Origin of the sequence: Aeromicrobium sp. Root495 (assembly GCF_001426755.1) — a bacterium.
Lineage (GTDB): Bacteria > Actinomycetota > Actinomycetes > Propionibacteriales > Nocardioidaceae > Aeromicrobium.
The window spans coordinates 508,500-524,321 of sequence record NZ_LMFJ01000002.1; the positions used below are offsets into that span (position 1 = coordinate 508,500).

Annotated in this window: 13 protein-coding genes, 1 tRNA gene and 1 riboswitch; of the genes, 9 read left to right on the plus strand and 5 right to left on the minus strand. The window is 71.3% G+C overall.

The features are described 5' to 3' along the window. Window positions 1-50: 50 nt before the first annotated feature. Window positions 51-121 (minus strand) — tRNA-Gly (locus ASD11_RS16555). Window positions 122-282: 161 nt separating this feature from the next. Between ASD11_RS16555 and dcd the strand changes: the two genes are divergently transcribed. The 4 genes from dcd to ASD11_RS16575 all read left to right on the plus strand — a co-directional run bounded on the left by dcd (window position 283) and on the right by ASD11_RS16575 (window position 3,439). Further along, complete coding sequence (gene dcd / locus ASD11_RS16560; RefSeq protein WP_056290500.1) at window positions 283-858, plus strand: dCTP deaminase; 576 nt, start codon at window positions 283-285, stop codon at window positions 856-858. A 16-nt stretch (window positions 859-874) separates the two neighbouring features. Then, window positions 875-1,783, plus strand: coding sequence for a pseudouridine-5'-phosphate glycosidase (locus ASD11_RS16565; RefSeq protein WP_056290127.1), 909 nt, complete (start codon window positions 875-877; stop codon window positions 1,781-1,783). A gap of 2 nt (window positions 1,784-1,785) precedes the next feature. After that, complete coding sequence (locus ASD11_RS16570) at window positions 1,786-2,673, plus strand: carbohydrate kinase family protein (protein WP_056290130.1); 888 nt, start codon at window positions 1,786-1,788, stop codon at window positions 2,671-2,673. Window positions 2,674-2,773: 100 nt separating this feature from the next. Beyond that, on the plus strand, window positions 2,774-3,439 hold the full coding sequence (locus ASD11_RS16575; protein ID WP_056290133.1) for a TetR/AcrR family transcriptional regulator: 666 nt from the start codon (window positions 2,774-2,776) through the stop codon (window positions 3,437-3,439). 72 nt (window positions 3,440-3,511) lie between these two features. On the opposite strand, the gene ASD11_RS16580 is transcribed toward ASD11_RS16575, so the two are convergent. The 4 genes from ASD11_RS16580 to ASD11_RS16595 all read right to left on the minus strand — a co-directional run bounded on the left by ASD11_RS16580 (window position 3,512) and on the right by ASD11_RS16595 (window position 10,552). Further along, window positions 3,512-5,278: an alpha/beta fold hydrolase gene (locus tag ASD11_RS16580; protein WP_056290134.1), complete on the minus strand. Its 1,767-nt coding sequence runs from the start codon at window positions 5,276-5,278 to the stop codon at window positions 3,512-3,514. A 201-nt stretch (window positions 5,279-5,479) separates the two neighbouring features. Continuing rightward, window positions 5,480-8,557, minus strand: coding sequence for a heterodisulfide reductase-related iron-sulfur binding cluster (locus ASD11_RS16585; protein WP_056290137.1), 3,078 nt, complete (start codon window positions 8,555-8,557; stop codon window positions 5,480-5,482). Between the two features lie 167 nt (window positions 8,558-8,724). Continuing rightward, entirely contained in the window at window positions 8,725-9,915 is a 1,191-nt protein-coding gene (locus ASD11_RS16590) for an MFS transporter (RefSeq protein WP_235503386.1), read from the minus strand. 91 nt (window positions 9,916-10,006) lie between these two features. Further along, entirely contained in the window at window positions 10,007-10,552 is a 546-nt protein-coding gene (locus ASD11_RS16595) for an NUDIX hydrolase family protein (RefSeq protein WP_056290504.1), read from the minus strand. 153 nt (window positions 10,553-10,705) lie between these two features. Here ASD11_RS16595 and ASD11_RS16600 point away from each other — a divergent pair, with 153 nt between their 5' ends. From ASD11_RS16600 to ASD11_RS16620, 5 genes are all read left to right on the plus strand, one after another. Continuing rightward, complete coding sequence (locus ASD11_RS16600; protein ID WP_056290138.1) at window positions 10,706-12,187, plus strand: LVIVD repeat-containing protein; 1,482 nt, start codon at window positions 10,706-10,708, stop codon at window positions 12,185-12,187. Next, complete coding sequence (locus tag ASD11_RS16605) at window positions 12,184-12,786, plus strand: DUF305 domain-containing protein (protein ID WP_056290141.1); 603 nt, start codon at window positions 12,184-12,186, stop codon at window positions 12,784-12,786. Before ASD11_RS16600 ends, ASD11_RS16605 begins: the two co-directional genes overlap by 4 nt. Window positions 12,787-12,905: 119 nt before the next feature. Then, window positions 12,906-13,016, plus strand: a riboswitch (TPP riboswitch). Next, window positions 13,006-13,647: an ECF transporter S component gene (locus ASD11_RS16610; RefSeq protein WP_056290142.1), complete on the plus strand. Its 642-nt coding sequence runs from the start codon at window positions 13,006-13,008 to the stop codon at window positions 13,645-13,647. Its footprint overlaps the riboswitch before it by 11 nt. Beyond that, complete coding sequence (locus tag ASD11_RS16615) at window positions 13,644-15,044, plus strand: ABC transporter ATP-binding protein (RefSeq protein WP_200940197.1); 1,401 nt, start codon at window positions 13,644-13,646, stop codon at window positions 15,042-15,044. The genes ASD11_RS16610 and ASD11_RS16615 overlap by 4 nt, the downstream gene beginning before the upstream one ends. After that, complete coding sequence (locus ASD11_RS16620) at window positions 15,041-15,760, plus strand: energy-coupling factor transporter transmembrane component T family protein (RefSeq protein ID WP_056290148.1); 720 nt, start codon at window positions 15,041-15,043, stop codon at window positions 15,758-15,760. Before ASD11_RS16615 ends, ASD11_RS16620 begins: the two co-directional genes overlap by 4 nt. Window positions 15,761-15,822 lie beyond the last annotated feature (62 nt).

Consider the following 15,822-nt stretch of genomic DNA (forward strand, 5'->3'; position numbering starts at 1 on the left):
TGGTGGGGGGCCCGACTCGAGACGCGTCACCGTCTCCTCGTGAGACTCGGAGCCGATGACGGGAATCGAACCCGCATATCTTGCTTGGGAAGCAAGCGCTCTACCACTGAGCTACATCGGCGACAGCGCCCTGGGGCACTGGTCCCGATGCTAGCCGACGACGTCCGCCCCGCGACGCTCGCGGCAACGGGAGAGCCTTCGCGTGTCCGTCGAGGGCCGCGTCCTGGGGCCGAGGGCGGACGAGCGCCCCACGGCAGGCCCGGCGGGCGTTAAGGTTTGCTCGTGCTCCTCTCAGACCGCGACATCCTGGCCGAGATCGACGCAGAGCGGGTCCAGCTGGACCCCCTCGATCGCGGGATGATCCAGCCCTCGAGCATCGACGTGCGCCTCGACAAGTTCTTCCGGGTCTTCGACAACCACAAGTACCCGCACATCGACCCCGCGGCGGACCAGTCCGACCTGACGCGCGAGGTCGACGTCACGGGCGACGAGGCCTTCATCCTCCACCCCGGCGAGTTCGTGCTGGGCTCCACGTACGAGCTCATCACGCTCCCCGACGACATCGCCGCCCGGCTCGAGGGCAAGAGCTCGCTCGGGCGTCTCGGCCTCATGACGCACTCCACGGCCGGCTTCATCGACCCGGGCTTCTCCGGCCACGTGACGCTCGAGCTGGCCAACGTCGCCACGCTGCCCATCAAGCTCTACCCCGGCATGAAGATCGGGCAGCTCTGCTTCTTCCGCCTCACCTCTCCGGCCGAGAACCCCTACGGCTCCAGCAAGTATGGTTCCCGCTACCAGGGCCAGCGAGGCCCCACGGCGTCGCGCTCGCACGCCAACTTCCACCGCACCGCGATCTGAACCCGAGGAGTCCTCGATGACACTGCCCCTCTCCGTGGCTCCCGCCGTCGCCGACGCCCTCGCCGTCGGCCGGCCCGTGGTCGCGCTGGAGTCCACCATCATCAGCCACGGCCTGCCCCGTCCCGACAACCTCGAGGCTGCGCGCCGCTTCGAGGCGCTCCTGGCCGACCGTGGTGTCGTGCCCGCCACCATCGCCGTCCTCGACGGTGAGCTCAAGGCCGGTCTCACGCCCGACGAGCTGGAGCGCATCGCGAGCGAGGACGTCCCCAAGCTCAGCGTCCGTGACCTGCCCGTCGCGCTGGCCCAGGGCGGCAGCGGCGCCACCACGGTGGCCGCCACCTCCTTCATCGCCGACCACGCCGGGATCCGGGTCTTCGCCACCGGTGGCCTGGGGGGCGTGCATCGCAGGGCGTCGGAGTCCTTCGACGAGTCGGCCGACCTCAAGACGCTCTCGGAGGTCCCCATCACGGTGGTCTCGGCCGGCGTGAAGTCCATCCTCGACATCGGCGCCACCTTGGAGCGGCTCGAGTCGCTCGGCGTCACCGTCGTCGGCTACGGCACGGAGGACTTCCCCAGCTTCTGGCTCAGCTCGTCGGGGCACCGGCTCGACTGGTCGGTGCCCGACGCCGCCGGCGTCGCCGCCGTCATGGAGTCCCGCGACGAGCTGGAGCTGTGCTCGGCCGTCGTCGTGGCCAACCCGCTGCCCGAGTCCGACCAGCTCGACCCGGCCCTTCACGACAGTGCGCTCGAGGAGGCACTGCGTCTGGCCGACGAGAAGGGCCTCACGGGCAAGGACGTCACGCCCTTCCTCCTCCAGACCATCGTGGACATCACCGGTGGCCAGAGCCTGGCCGTGAACCTGAAGATCGCGGAGAACAACATCCGGGTCGCCGGAGACATCGCCACCGCCTGGTCCGCGCTCTAGGGATGAAGCACGTCCTCGTCGTCGGCGACGTCGTCGACGACATCAGCGTTCGGCTGCTCGGCGAGGTCACGGCGGCGAGCGACACGAACGCCGAGATCCGCATGCGTCCCGGCGGTTCCGCCGCCAACGTGGCCGCGTGGCTCGGGCACCTGGGTGTTCCCACGCGGTTCGTGGGACGGGTGGGCGCCGACGCCGTGGAGCGGCACGGGCGCGCCCTGGCCGAGCACGGTGTCGAGCCCTTCCTGGCAGGCGACCAGGTCCTCACGACGGCCACCATCGTGCTGCAGCTCGACGACGCGGGGGAGCGCACGATGTTCGTGGACCGCGGAGCCAACCGTGGCCTCACGACCGACGACGTCCCTGCGTCCGCGTGGGACGACGTCGGCTGGCTGCACCTCACCGGCTACACGTTCTTCGACGCCGACACCCGTCCGCTGGCGCTGGCCCTGGTCGAGCACGCGCGCAGCATCGGAGCCGGTGTGAGCGTGGACCCCAGCACCGTGTCGTTCCTGCGTGAGGCCGGGGCCTCGACCTTCCTCGACTGGGTGTCGGACGTGGACCTGGTGGTGCCCAACCTGGAGGAGGCGCGGGTCCTCGTGGATGCCCGTGGCCCGCAGATCGACCTCGAGGCCCTGGCCGCACGGTTCCCCCACGTCGTCATCACGCTGGGTGCCATGGGAGCCGCCTACGTCGGGGCCGAGGTCCGTGAGCAGGTCACCGCCCCGCGGGTCCAGGTGGTCGACACCACGGGGGCCGGCGATGCCTTCGCGGCAGGGTTCCTGAGCGCCTGGCTGGTCGACCGGAAGCCCCTCCCAGCGCTCGAGGCTGGTCGGGCTGCAGCGGAGCAGTGTGTGGCACGCTTGGGTGCCAGACCGCACGCCCGCGCCTGAGAAGGTGCTGAGCCTGCGCATGTTTCTGGGCCAGTCGACTGGCACAAGTCGGATTTTTGGGGCAATCTCTGAGTCGGGGAGCGAGATCTGAGGACATGACGTGACGGAGACCAGGACCAAGCGGGCCTACCACTCGCCGCTTCGACAGAGGCGCGCGGCTGAGTCGCGCCAGCGCATCATCGAGAGCTCGCTCTCGCTGTTCAACGAGCTGGGCTACAGCGGCACCACGATGTCGGCCATCGCCAAGCGCGCCGCCGTCTCGGTGGAGTCGGTCCACGGCGTCGGGCAGAAGGGCGACCTCCTGCTGATGGCGTTCCGCCTGGCGTACAACGGCGACAGCCGTGTGACGGACCCGTCGTGGTTCGACCAGGTCGACGCCACCGACGACCCGGAGAAGGGTCTCGACCTCTGGATCGCCGAGCAGATCGCGGCCAACGAGCGCGCTGCCGGCCTCTGGCTCGCGTGCCGCGCCGCCGCTGCGGTGGAGCCCGCCATCTCGCAGGCCCTCCAGGAGCAGATCGAGGCCCGGCTGCAGGGCTACGTCCGGGCCGTCCGCTGGATGGCACGCGCGGGTCTGCTCGACGGCGAGCCGCCCGAGGACCGTCTGATCGACTTCGCCGGTGCCGTGAACGTCATGGTGTCGCCGGAGACCTACATCCAGCTCGTCCACGACTGGGGCTACGACCACGCCCGCTACGAAGGCTGGCTGCGGCGCGCCCTCACCGGCATGCTGGCTGCCAGCACGTTGGCCAAGCAGGGGAAGTAGCGCCGGGCGCTCGAAGCCGGACCGCACCGCCCACCACGCTCGCGTGGTGGGCGGTCCTCGTCCGTGGAGGTGTCAGGGGACCACGGGCAGGCTCAGGACCTGGCCGGCCGAGCCGGTCGCGACGGTGACGGGGGTGGGCACCAGTCCGCCGCGGTAGTTCGTGGACCCTCCGGCCACGACGAGCCGCACGCGGTGGCCCGGCGCGAACCGGTGGACGAACGCGGGCAGCGTGACCGTGAAGCGGGCGCCCGCCTCGGGGACCCGCACGGGTGCCACGAGGTTGCGGACGGTGGCGGCCTTGCCCGCGGCGTCGACGTCCTCGATGCGGACGAAGACGACGAGCTTGCCGGCATCGATCACCTGCGCTGCCTGGGCGAGCGGTGCGCTCACCGTGAGGTCGAGGCGGGGCGACCCGACCACGTCGAGGCGGGACGACAACGCCGGACCGGTCCAGGTGGCGGCGGTTCCCGGGAGATCAGCCTCCGGCAGCGGGACCGACGAACCGACGACATCGATCTTGTTGGTCGTGGTCGGCAGTCCCGCCGGCGGGGTGACGAACGTCTGGGAGCCGACGACGACCTTCTTGGCGTCGCTCGTGAGCGACGCCCCCGAGAGGTAATAGCGTCGTGCGGCGCCCACGGGGAAGGTGGCGCTCGTGGCATAGGCGGGCTTGGCGCTGCCCGAGTACTTCACCCAGTCGCGGAAGTAGCCGAAGAGCGGGCCGGTGCTCACCGACGAGCCCTTGAGGTAGTGGTCGAACCAGGCGTTGACCCGCTCGGTCACGTACTGCTTCGCGCTGGGCGCCGCGAAGTCGATCTCGCCGGGGGCGTTGGGGCCGGAGTGGCCGCCGTTGACCCACAGCATCTTGACCGGGACCTTCGCCTTGCGCAGCGCAGTGAAGGTGGCGACGCCCTCGTTGAGGTTGAAGAGGGTGTCCTCCTGCCCCTGGAAGAGGAGCGTGGGGACGCGGACCTTGGAGATGTAGCTCGCGACGGACCGCTTGCGGAGCTCCGCGACCGCCGCAGGGTCCACCGTGCCGGTCGCCCCGGCGGTGACGAGGGCCGGGCACACGAAGTCGGCGAAGTTGGGGCACGGCACGAGTCGTGTGGGATCGTCCAGGGCCTTCGAGACGCCGCCGGTGACGCCGAGCGCCGAGAACCCGAGCGCCCAGAAGAGCTTGGCCGCGCCCGGCGTGGAGGTGCTGACCCCGGTGGTCTGCGAGGTGTTGTTGGGCGAGAGCGAGTAGGACAGGTCGTTCCAGGTGGCGCCGGGCACGATCGTGTCGAGACGCTTGTCGATGGAGGCGGTCGCGAACTGGATGCCGCCGCCGTAGGAGACGCCGATCATGCCGATGCGCGGGTCGCCGGGCTTGTCGAGCTTCACGACGTCGAGCCTGGGGGCGAGGCGGGTGCGGCCGGCGTCCAGGAACGCGGCGCCGCGCGTGCCCGCGAGGTAGCTGATGAGCTGGCTGGCGGCCTGTCCGTCCACGGCGGGATCGTCGAGGGTGATCTTGCAGGTGGACCCGCCGAAGCCGAGGCCGGAGTACGACAGCACGGCGTAGCCCCGGCCGGCGAGGTACTTGCCGAGGCCGGCCTGGTCGTCCTTGGATCCGCCGAAGCCGTTGGTGGTGAGCACGGCAGGCACGCGCTTGGTGCGGCTCGCGGTCTTGGGCAGATAGAGGTCCGCCGGGATCTTGCACGTCTGCGCCCCCGCCTTGACCGTGAAGAACAACGGTGTGGCGGTGTAGCTGGTGGCTGCGGCCGCGGCGGTGGGTGAGCCGAGGACGGTTGCCGTCAGGGCCGCGGCGGCCAGGCCGGCGACGAGGGACCGAAGACGCACGAGGAGCTCCTGAAGTGGGACGACCGTTTCAGATATCAACGATCAAGCGTGGTCCAGGTCACGTCCGGGGAGACGGACGATGAGGGGTCGTGGTCGTCCTGGCGGCCACCGTGCCCTCGTCATCGGGCCTGGTGCGTCGCTCGACGACGAAGGACCCCGCCCCCGCCGATGGCGGGAACGGGGTCCTGGACAGTGCTTGGCTCAGGCCTTGGCGTCGTCCTCGTCGGTGTCCTTGGCCTTGGCCTCGGTGTCCGGCTCGTCGTCGGTCGCGGTTGCGGCCGCCTCGTCGTCGGACGCGGCCTTGCCGGCCGCGACGGTGAGGTCGCCGCCCGACGGGTTGGCGTCGGTCAGCTCGGCCTCGTCGTCGGAGACGGGGTCGGGGGCGGGCGCGTCCTCGACGGCCACGACCTCGGTCGGCGCCTCCGGTGACGTGACGCCCTCGGACTCGGGCTCGTCGGCCTTGGCCTCCGGCTCGGCGACGGTCTCGGCCTCCTCCTCGCGGGGACCGGGCTCGTCGTCGTCGGGCTCCGCGGTGGCGGGGCCGTCGGCGTCGGTGTCGTCGTCCGCGGGCTCCGGAGCAGGCTCCGGCGCAGGCACGGACTCCTCGTCGGCGTCCTTGGCCTCGGGCTCGTCGGCCTTCGCCTCGGGCTCGGGGGCGGGCTCGTCGGCCTTGTCCTCGGTCTCCTCGACCTCGGGCTTGCCGTCGTCGCCCCACTCCTTCTCGGACTTCCCGTCGTCGTCGACCTCGACGTTGTGCTCGGCGGCGACCTCGGCGTCACTGGCCGCGGTGTCCTCGGCCGGAGCGTCCTCGGTGGTGCTCTCCTCGGCCTCGGCGACGGCCGCTTCCGGCTCCTCGTGGGCCTCGGCGGCCTCGCCGACCTCGGCGGTCTCGGAGATGGACGACGGATCAGCCTCGTCCTCGGCGTCAGGCTCGGCCTCGGTGGCCTTGTCGGTCGTCTCGGCCTCGGACTTCTCGGCCGGCTCCTCGGCAGCAGGCTCGTCGGCCTTCGCCTCGGCCTCGGCGTCGTCGCCGTCGCCACCGGCGGCAGCAGCGGTGGCGGCCTCCGCCTCGGCCACGACGGCAGCGTCCTCGTCGGCCGTGGGCTCGGCCTCGGGCGCACGCTTCACGGCAGCAAGCAGCATCTGCGCGATGTCGAGGACCTCGACCTCCTCGCGGGCCTCGCCGGCCTGCTGCTGGGCGGTGAGACCGTCCGAGAGCATGACGCGGCAGAAGGGGCAGCCCACGGCGATCTGGTCGGCACCCGTGGCGACGGCCTCGACCGTGCGGTTCACGTTGATGCGTGAGCCGAGGTTCTCCTCCATCCACATGCGAGCGCCGCCGGCGCCGCAGCAGAATGAGCGCTCCTTGTTGCGGGGCATCTCGGTGAAGGTGGCGTTGGGGATGACCTCGAGCAGCTCGCGGGGAGCCTCGTAGACCTGGTTGTGACGGCCCACGAAGCACGGGTCGTGGTACGTGATGGTCTTGCTGGGTGCCTCGGCCGCAGGGGCCACCGGCTTGAGCTTGCCCTCGCGCACGAGCCGGTTGAGCAGCTGCGTGTGGTGGACGACCTCGAGCTCGACGCCGAACTCCTTGTACTCGTTCTTGAGCGTGTTGAAGCAGTGCGCGCAGGTGGAGACGACCTTCTTGACCTTCATCTCCTTGAACACCTCGGTGTTCTCCATGGCGAGCTGCTGGAACACGATCTCGTTGCCCGCGCGGCGGGCGGAGTCGCCGGAGCAGGTCTCACCGTCGCCCAGCACGGCGAAGCTCACGCCGGCCGTGTCGAGCAGCTCGGCCACAGCCTGCGTGGTCTTCTTGGCGCGGTCCTCGAAGGCACCGGCGCAGCCGACCCAGAACAGCCACTCGACCTCGTCGAGGCTCTCGACGTCGGTCCCGACCTGCTTGACCTCGAACGGCAGGTCCTTGGCCCAGTTCATCCGGTCCTTGGGGTTCATGCCCCACGGGTTCCCCTTGCGCTCCAGGCCCTTGAAGATGTTGTTGAGCTCGGCCGGGAAGTTGGACTCGACCAGCACCTGGAAGCGGCGCATGTCGTCGATGTGGTCGACGTGCTCGATGTCGACCGGGCACTGCTGGACGCAGGCACCGCAGTTGGTGCAGGACCACAGGACGTCGGGATCGATGACGCCGTAGACCGACTCGTCGCCGATGAGGGGGCGGTCGATCTCCTTCTGCTGCTCCTCGGTGCGCTGGTCCTCGGGGATGTCGAGGAGCGGCAGCTTGGCGTAGGCGTGCTCGCGCAGACCCATCACCAGGAGCTTGGGGCTCAGCGGCTTCTCGGTGTTCCAGGCCGGGCACTGGCTCTGGCAGCGGCCGCACTCGGTGCACGTGGTGAAGTCGAGGATGCCCTTCCAGGAGAAGTCCTCGACCTTGCCGACGCCGAGCTTCTCGAAGTCCTCCTCCTCGAGGTCCTCCATCTTCTCCAGCGAGATGGGCTCGCCGTTGATGTAGAGGGGCTTCAGGGCGCCGAGCGCCGTGCTGCCGTCGGACTCACGCTTGAACCAGATGTTGAACCAGGCGGTGAAACGGTGCCAGGCCACGCCCATGGTGATGTTGCGGGCGATGATGAACAGCCACAGCATCGCCGTGGTGATCTTGATCATCGCAATGACGTAGATGATGTTCTCGAGCGACCCGATGGAGTCCTCGCCGGTGGGGTAGAGCTTGGCGAAGAGCTGCGAGATCGGGAAGTGGAGTCCCGTGGCGTGGTCGGCGTCGCCGTGGGCCTTGGCCAGGTTGTACTCGGCGCCGCGGATGAAGAGGATCGCGGCGCTCTCGATGAGCACCATGGCCTCGACGAAGTAGGCCTGCCACATGGTGGAGCCGAAGAAGCGGCTCTTGCGGCCGAGCTTCGAGGGCAGGTGCGTCACGCGGTAGATGAACAGCGGGATGATGGCCAGCGCGCCCAGGAGGCCGAGGACCTCGGCGACCCACTCGTACAGGAAGAACTTCCCGATGATGGGCCAGGCGAACTCGGCATCGAAGAGCTGGAAGTAGGCCTGGGCGACCGCGGTGCTGAGCACGAGGAACGCGGCGTACGCGAACCAGTGCAGGATGCCGACCCACGTCCACTGCAGCATGCGCGTGTGGAGGAACGTCTCCTTGAACATGTTCACGGTGCGCGCGACCGGGTCGTTGGTCCGACCGATCGCGGGCTGGCCCGCGCGCATGACCTTGAGCATGCGGCGGACGGTGATCGTCAGCAACGGGACCGCCACGGCGGTGAAGCCGAGCGAGACGATGATCGCGACGAGCTGCATGGAGGCCACCAATCACTGGATGTACGCGCCACCCGCGTACTGGACAGTAGGGCTGACGATAGTGCGTTCGCAGGCGCTGCGCGCACTAAGGCATGCCATACCGGGCGCCGGTGAAAGGCATCTCACGTGGTGCCCGTGGGGCGCGATGGGCGACGGTGGCGCGGGCCTCAGGCCTCGACTGCGTCGCGACGGCGCACCGGCACGATGCCGATGGCCAGCAGCGGGAAGATCGCCACCGCTGCGAAGGCCACGGCGTAGCCCCGCTCGGTGACCAGGGCGCCCACGAGCGGAGGCACCCCGGCACTCACGAGGTACTGGCCGGTGTTCTGCCAGCCCATCGCCTTGCCCGACCAGAAGGGGCCGCCGATCTCGGCCACGGCCGTGAAGGCCAGACCGTTGTCGGCGACCGTGACCGCGGTGGCCAGGACGATGAGCCCGATGGCCAGGAACGTCGGCTCGAGCAGACCCAGGGCGAGCATCGTGACGGACGCGGCGACGGCCACCTGGCGCATGGGTCGCAGACGGCTGCCGACGCGGTCGGACCAGGCGCCGACGCCGATGCGGGCGGCGGCCCCGAGGAGCTGGGTCGAGGCCACCAGGGCGCCGGCGGCCCAGGCCGACCAGCCCTTGGCGTCGACGAGCCACACGAGCATGTAGGTCCACACGGTGAACTGCGGGATCACGAGGAGCATCGAGGCCGCGTGGATGCGCACCAGGGTGCGGTCGCCGCGGTACGGGTTGACGAGCGTGCCGTCGTCGATGGCGGCAGCGCGGTCGGGCCGCGGAGGATCGACCACGAGCAGCCAGCACAGCACGGTGGCCACGGCGCTGATGCCCGCGACGACGACCATCGTCGTGCCGATGCCCGAGTGGCTGGCCAGCTGCGGCACGAGCAGGGCTGCCGCGCCGACGCCGAGGGGGAGCCCCGTCTGCCGGATGCCCATGGCCGTGCCACGACGGTTGGCCGGGAACCAGCCGACGACCAGGCGCCCGCTCGCGGAGTTGGTGGAGGCTGCGCCCACCCCGGCCAGGAAGAAGCAGAGCCCGAGCGCCACGTAGCCCGACGACGCCGCGGCGGCGAGTGAGCCGGCCGTCACGACGGCGAGCCCGAGGGTGAGGCACAGCCGCTCACCGAGGCGGTCGACGAGGATGCCCCACGCCACGAGGGAGACCATCGTCCCGACGAGCGGGGCCGACGCGAGCAGGCCGGCCTGGGTGAGGCTCAGCCCGCGCTCGAGGTGCAGGTAGGTGATGAGGAACGGCGCCGCGTTGTTGGCGATCGTCCCGGCCACCTGCGCCGCCATGCTCACCCCGAGCATGAGCCAGCGGTTGGGGGCGACGACGGTTGCGGTGCTCACCCATTCATCCTGCTCGCGTGGCGGCCACCACAGCGGGCCGGGTGGGTGTGATCCCAGCCCTCGGGATCAGCGGCGCGGTGTCAGGCCGTGGTCACGGCAGGGCGCCGGCCCACGCGAGGGCCTGCTTGAGGAGCTGGCCGCGGCCACCCTCCATGTCGGCGAGGACCGACGGGTCGAGCAGCTCGGCCGGCGTGAGCCAGGTGAGCTCGAGGGCGTCCTGGCGCGGGTTGCACTCACCCGTGACGGGCACGAGGTAGACGAGCGCCACGGCGTGCTGGCGCGGGTCGTGCAGCGGCGTGACGCCGGGAAGCGGGAAGTACTCGGCCACGGTGAACGGCACGACTGCGGCGGGCAGCTGCGGGAACGCCGTGGGACCGAGGTCCTTCTCGAGGTTGCGCAGCAGCGCGTCGCGCACGGACTCGCCGTGCATGACGCGGCCCGAGACGATCGTGCGGCTCAGCTCGCCGGTGGTGGCGGAGCCGCGCAGCAGCACGCCGACCTGCTCGATCTGGCCCAAGGCGTCGACGCGGGCCGGGACGGCCTCCACGTAGAGGATCGGGACGCGCGACCGGGTCTCGTCGAGAGCGATGTCGGAGAGCCAGCCGGGATTCGGGTCGGGGGTGCGCACGGACGACATGGGCACCATCTTGTCGCACGGGTGGGCGGCTCCACGTCGACACGGCGGGAGAGGTGCGTCTCGCTGGGCCGTGGTCGTCGGCACGGGCTGCGTAACCCGGAGACCCGTCCGCCCGTTGCTGAGGTGACCCCGGTCACTGAGGAAAGGCACTCCATGTCCCGTCGCGTCGCCGCCTGGCCGCCGCTCGTCCTGGCCGTCGCGGTCGTCGCACTCCTCGTGGGCGTCCTGGTGGCCACCGTGCCCTCGGCGCAGGCTGCTGACTCCGACGACCGGGTCCCCCGCGCGAAGTGCGGCCCCGGAGCCCGCCCGGAGCCCGGCGTGCAGGGCCAGATCCCGCGCGCGCAGCGGATCTCCGGCGACAGCACCAAGGGCTACTGGTGCAACCTCAAGCTCGTGGGTCAGTACCAGGGGACCGGCGGCGGCATCGTGAGCCCGATCTACGGTCACTGCGCCTACCTCGGCACCGCCAACACGGGGATCCTGAGCGGCAACCCGGGCGTCCAGGTGGTCGACGCGAGCAACCCCGCCAAGCCCCGGCGCTCGGCGGTGCTGGGCTCCACGGCGTTCTCGATCAGCACGTGGGAGTCGCTCAAGGTGCACGAGGGGCGCAAGCTCCTGGTCGGCGCCGGAGTGCAGTCGCTGCCGGGCATCGGTGTGGGCGCGCTCGACGTCTACGACGTCGGCCGGGACTGCGCGAAACCCACGCTGCTGAACGGCACCGGGATCGGCCAGCTCACGCAACCCATCTTCAACGTCGCGCACGAGGGTGGCTTCTCCCCTGACGGCAAGACCTACTGGGCCACGAGCGCCTACACCGGCCAGATCACGGCGATCGATCTCACCGATCCGACCAGGCCCAGGACGGTCTACACCGGTACCGCCGGCCTCACCAACCACGGCTTCTCGTTCAGCGCAGACGGCAGGACGATGTACGGCGTCACCGCCGTCCCGGCCGGACTGCAGATCCTCGACGTGAGCGACATCCAGACCCGCAAGGCCGTCCCGCAGATCAGGCAGGTCGCGTCGCTCCCGTGGAACGACGGTCTCTTCAGCCAGATGACCGTCCCCTTCACGTCGAAGGGCAGGAAGTACCTGTGGACGGTGGACGAGGCGGGCAACGGCGGCATCCGGCTGGTCGACGTCCAGGACCTCGCCAAGCCGCGCATCGTGCGGCACGTCCGTCTGGAGATCGGGCTCGCCTCGAGCGCAGCCCGACGCAGCCAGGACGTGGGCGGCGACGGCCTCTTCGGCTACGAGTCCCACTACTGCACGATCGACCGGCCGAAGGATCCGACGGCCCTCGCCTGCGGCTACGTGCAGTCGGGGATCCGGGTCTTCGACATCCGCAGGCCGACGGCCCCGAAGGAGATCGCCTACTTCAACCCGGCGGCGCAGAAGGGCAAGACCCTTCTGCAGCTGCCCAACTCCTTCCACGCCATCGCCACCTACCTGCCGCCCGTCATCTCGACGCTCTCGCTCGAGTCGCTCGCTGACTCGGTGCTGCGCCCGGACCTGACGGCCGACTGGTGCATGTCGCCGCCGAAGTTCGTCGGCAGGAACGAGCTGTGGGTCAGCTGCAGCGACGCCGGCTTCCTGGCGCTCAGGTTCACCAACAACGCCTTCCCGCTGAGGTGAAGGGCCAGAAGGTCGGGCTCCCGATCCTGCTCGCGGCGGTCCTCGCCGCGCTCGTGGTGGCGGGGACGGCGGGCTGGTCGCTCCGAGCCGTGACGGAGGGCGCGCCCGAGGAGGCCGCGCCGTCGTCGGTCGACGTCGGGTTCGCCCAGGACATGTCGGTGCACCACGAGCAGGGCGTCCTGATGGCGCAGGTCGCCGCGCGGCAGTGCACGGGCGTCGTGCGGGCACTCGCCGGCGGGATCGTCCAGGCGCAGAGCCAGGAGGTGGGGACGATGCGCGGCTGGCTCGTGCTGTGGCGTGAGCCCCAGCTCGCCTCGGCCGCGCCGATGGGCTGGATGGACGGCCACCACCACGGATCGACGATGCCCGGGATGGCCACGACGAAGCAGCTCGAGGACCTCCAGTCGTCCACGGGCCGTGCCTGCGACCGACGCTTCCTCACCCTCATGACCGCCCACCACGAGGGCGCCCTCGAGATGGCCGGCGAGGCCGCCCGGCGCGCCGGCACCTCCGACGTCCGCCAGCTCGGCCGACGGATCGCTCGCGAGCAGGCCCAAGAGATCGTCGAGCTCCGCGGCCTCCAGCAGACGCTCGGCTGACCCCGGGCGGTGGATCCGCCACCGAACGGCACGGCCCCGGGGCCGTGCCGGTGGATCGGCCACCGCATGAGCCCTGAGACGGTGGAAGGACCACCGCTCGGCGCCGGGGTAGTGTGGGCTCACCACGACAGGGGAGCGCCACCGCAGAGGGCGCTGAGAGTGCGGAACAGCCGCAGACCCTAGAACCTGCTCCGGTTAGTACCGGCGAAGGGAGTCACGATGAGTTCTGCATCCACGACCACCACGACCGACCAGGCCCGAGGTCTCGACGTGCGGTACCGCACGATCGACCTCGTCACGATCGCCACGCTGGCGGTCGCGTTCGGCGTCATCTTCTGGGGCTGGGGCAAGGCCTACGAGCCGCTGAGCGCCCTGGCCCTGTTCTCCTACCCGCCCAGCTCCGCCGTCCTCGCCGGACCCTGGCTCGCCGCGGGCGTCATCGGCGGGCTCATCGTCCGCAAGCCGGGCGCTGCCTTCGCGACGGAGTTCCTCGCCGCTGCCGTCTCGACCGTCGTCATCGGCGGGACGCAGTGGGGCTGGACCGTCTTCGCCTCCGGGTTCTTCCAGGGCCTCGGTGCCGAGCTCATCTTCCTGCTCGTCTTCTACCGCAAGTTCGGTGTCGTCGTGGCCATGGCGTCCGGCGCGCTCGCAGGGATCATCGAGGCCTTCTACGAGTGGACCCAGTTCGCCAAGGGCTGGGGCTGGGACTACAAGCTCGCGCACCTGGGCTTCCTCACCGCCTCCGGCATCGTCGTGGCGGGCCTCGGCAGCTGGCTGCTCGTCAAGGCGCTCGCCGAGGCCGGCGTCCTCGACGCCTTCGAGCCCGGCCGCGAGGCCGCCGAGGCCACCGACCGGGAGTGACTCCTCCAGCCGTGCGGCCGGGCGAGGTCCGGGTCTCCGGGCTCTCGTGGACGCCGCTCGGCCGGCGCTCGCCCGTCCTCATCGGGCTGGACCTGAACGTCCAGCCCGGTGAGCGGGTGCTGCTGCTCGGCGCGAGCGGCGCCGGGAAGTCGTCTGTCCTGCATGCCCTGACGGGCGCGCTGGGCGGGACGATCGCCGGCACGCTCGACGGCGCGGTGTCCGTGGGCGGTCGGCTGGGTCTGCTGCCCCAGGACCCCACCGACTCGGTGGTCGCCGACCGCATCGGGCGAGACGTGGCCTTCGGGCCCGAGAACCTCGGGCTCGGCCGTGCCGAGATCTGGCACCGTGTCGACGCGGCGCTCGCCGCCGTCGGCCTGCCCTACGGGCGGGACCATCCCACGGTCGCGCTGTCCGGCGGGGAGCAGCAACGGCTCGCGCTCGCCGGGGTCCTGGCCCTCGGCCCTGACGTGATGGTGCTCGACGAGCCGACCTCGATGCTCGACCCTGTGACGGCCGCAGTGGTCCGGGACGCGGTGGTGGGGGTCCTCGGCGACCGCACCCTCGTGGTGGTGGAGCACCGCTTCGAGCCGTGGCTGGACCACGTGGACCGCGTCGTCGTCCTCGAGTCCGGCGGCATCGCCTTCGACGGCTCCGTGGACCACTTCCTCCGTGGCGCCTTCCCCGCTCTGTGGATGCCGGGTGCGACCGTCCCCGAGCCGCTCGCGGTCGAGGGCCGTCTCGTGGCTCCTGCGGGAGAAGTGGTCGCGCCGGTCGCCGAGGCTCTCGTGGTCGACCTCGTGACCCGGCTCCTGCGAGGGACGCAGCGGACCCGGGCGATCGACGGTCTCGACGTCGCGACGGTGCCCGGTCGGCGTCTCGCTCTCACGGGGGCGAGCGGAGCCGGCAAGTCCACCGCCCTCGCGGCACTCGCCGGCCTGGTCCGCCCCACGGCCGGCAGCGTGACGCCCGACCTCTCCCGTCTTCGCAGCCGAGACCTTGCCGCGGTCCTGGGCTGGGTCCCGCAGAACCCCGAGCACGCGTTCGTCACGACGTCGGTGCGCGACGAGGTCGCGGTGAGCGCGGCCCGCCTCGGTCGGGTCGTCGACGTCGACGGAGTGCTGGCGGCTCTCGGCCTCGACTCCCTCGCCTCGGCCCACCCCTTCCGGCTCTCGGGCGGCGAGCAGCGTCGGCTCGCGCTGGCTGCCGGGCTCGCCCACCGGCCGGGGCTGGTGATGCTCGACGAGCCGACCGTGGGGCAGGACCGTCGGACCTGGGCCGCGGTCGCCGGGTGGATCGGCGCCGCTGCCGACGCCGGTGCAGCGGTGGCCGTGAGCACCCACGACGCGGACCTCCCCGTCGACGCCGTGGTCGAGATCGTCGCCGGGGGCCGGTCATGAGTGCCGCCCGGCTCGTGCGCGGGGCGTTCCTGCGCAGCAACCCGCTGGCGCTCCTCTCCGTCGGGCTCTGGTCCCTCGTGGGCGGGCTCTTCGTGACGGACCTCGACATCGGCGTCGTCGCCCTGTCGGCCTACCTCGTCGTGGTCGCCCTCGTCGCACCCACGTGGCGCTACCCGCTCCTGTGTCTCGCGTTCGCCCTGGTGGCCGGGGCCACCGTCACGTACTCGACGTGGCGCGGCAACGGCCAGGAGCTCGACGCCGCGCTCGTGCAGGGGGTCCGGGTGCTGGTCGTCGCATGGCCGGGGTCGGTGGCGATCGGGTACCTGGACCCCGCTCGGCTCGGCGACCACCTGGCGCAGGGCCTGCGCCTGCCGGCGCGCTTCGTCGCCGCGTTCGTCGCCGCGCTGCAGCGGTTGACGACCCTCGCGCACGCCTGGACCCAGCTGGACCGGTCGCGGCGGGCCCGAGGCCTCGGCCCCGAGTGGCGCCACCCTGTCGCTGCGGTGCGCTGGGGCCTGTCGATGGCGTTCGCGCTGCTCGTCCACGCGCTGCGCGGGGCGGGGCGCACGGCCGTGGCGATGGACGCGCGCGGCTTCGCCACCGCACAGGACCGCACGTGGGCCGAGTCCGCCGACTGGTCGCGCACCGACGTCGCGGTGGCCGTCGGCGGCCTGCTCCTCGGCCTCGTCGCCCCGACCGTGTGGGCGGTGACCTAGCGTCCGTCTGCCGCCCCCTGCCGTGGGGGGCGGTGACCTGGCGTCCGTCTGCCGCCCCCTGC

Excerpts from the sequence above, each read along its gene's own strand:
- ASD11_RS16595 (WP_056290504.1), bottom strand. The coding sequence starts at position 10,552 with ATGTCGTCCGTGCGCACCCCCGACCCGAATCCCGGCTGGCTCTCCGAC.
- ASD11_RS16620 (WP_056290148.1), top strand. The coding sequence starts at position 15,041 with ATGAGTGCCGCCCGGCTCGTGCGCGGGGCGTTCCTGCGCAGCAACCCG.
- ASD11_RS16585 (WP_056290137.1), bottom strand. The coding sequence starts at position 8,557 with ATGCAGCTCGTCGCGATCATCGTCTCGCTCGGCTTCACCGCCGTGGCG.
- ASD11_RS16565 (WP_056290127.1), top strand. The coding sequence starts at position 875 with ATGACACTGCCCCTCTCCGTGGCTCCCGCCGTCGCCGACGCCCTCGCC.
- ASD11_RS16600 (WP_056290138.1), top strand. The coding sequence starts at position 10,706 with ATGTCCCGTCGCGTCGCCGCCTGGCCGCCGCTCGTCCTGGCCGTCGCG.
- ASD11_RS16610 (WP_056290142.1), top strand. The coding sequence starts at position 13,006 with ATGAGTTCTGCATCCACGACCACCACGACCGACCAGGCCCGAGGTCTC.
- ASD11_RS16570 (WP_056290130.1), top strand. The coding sequence starts at position 1,786 with ATGAAGCACGTCCTCGTCGTCGGCGACGTCGTCGACGACATCAGCGTT.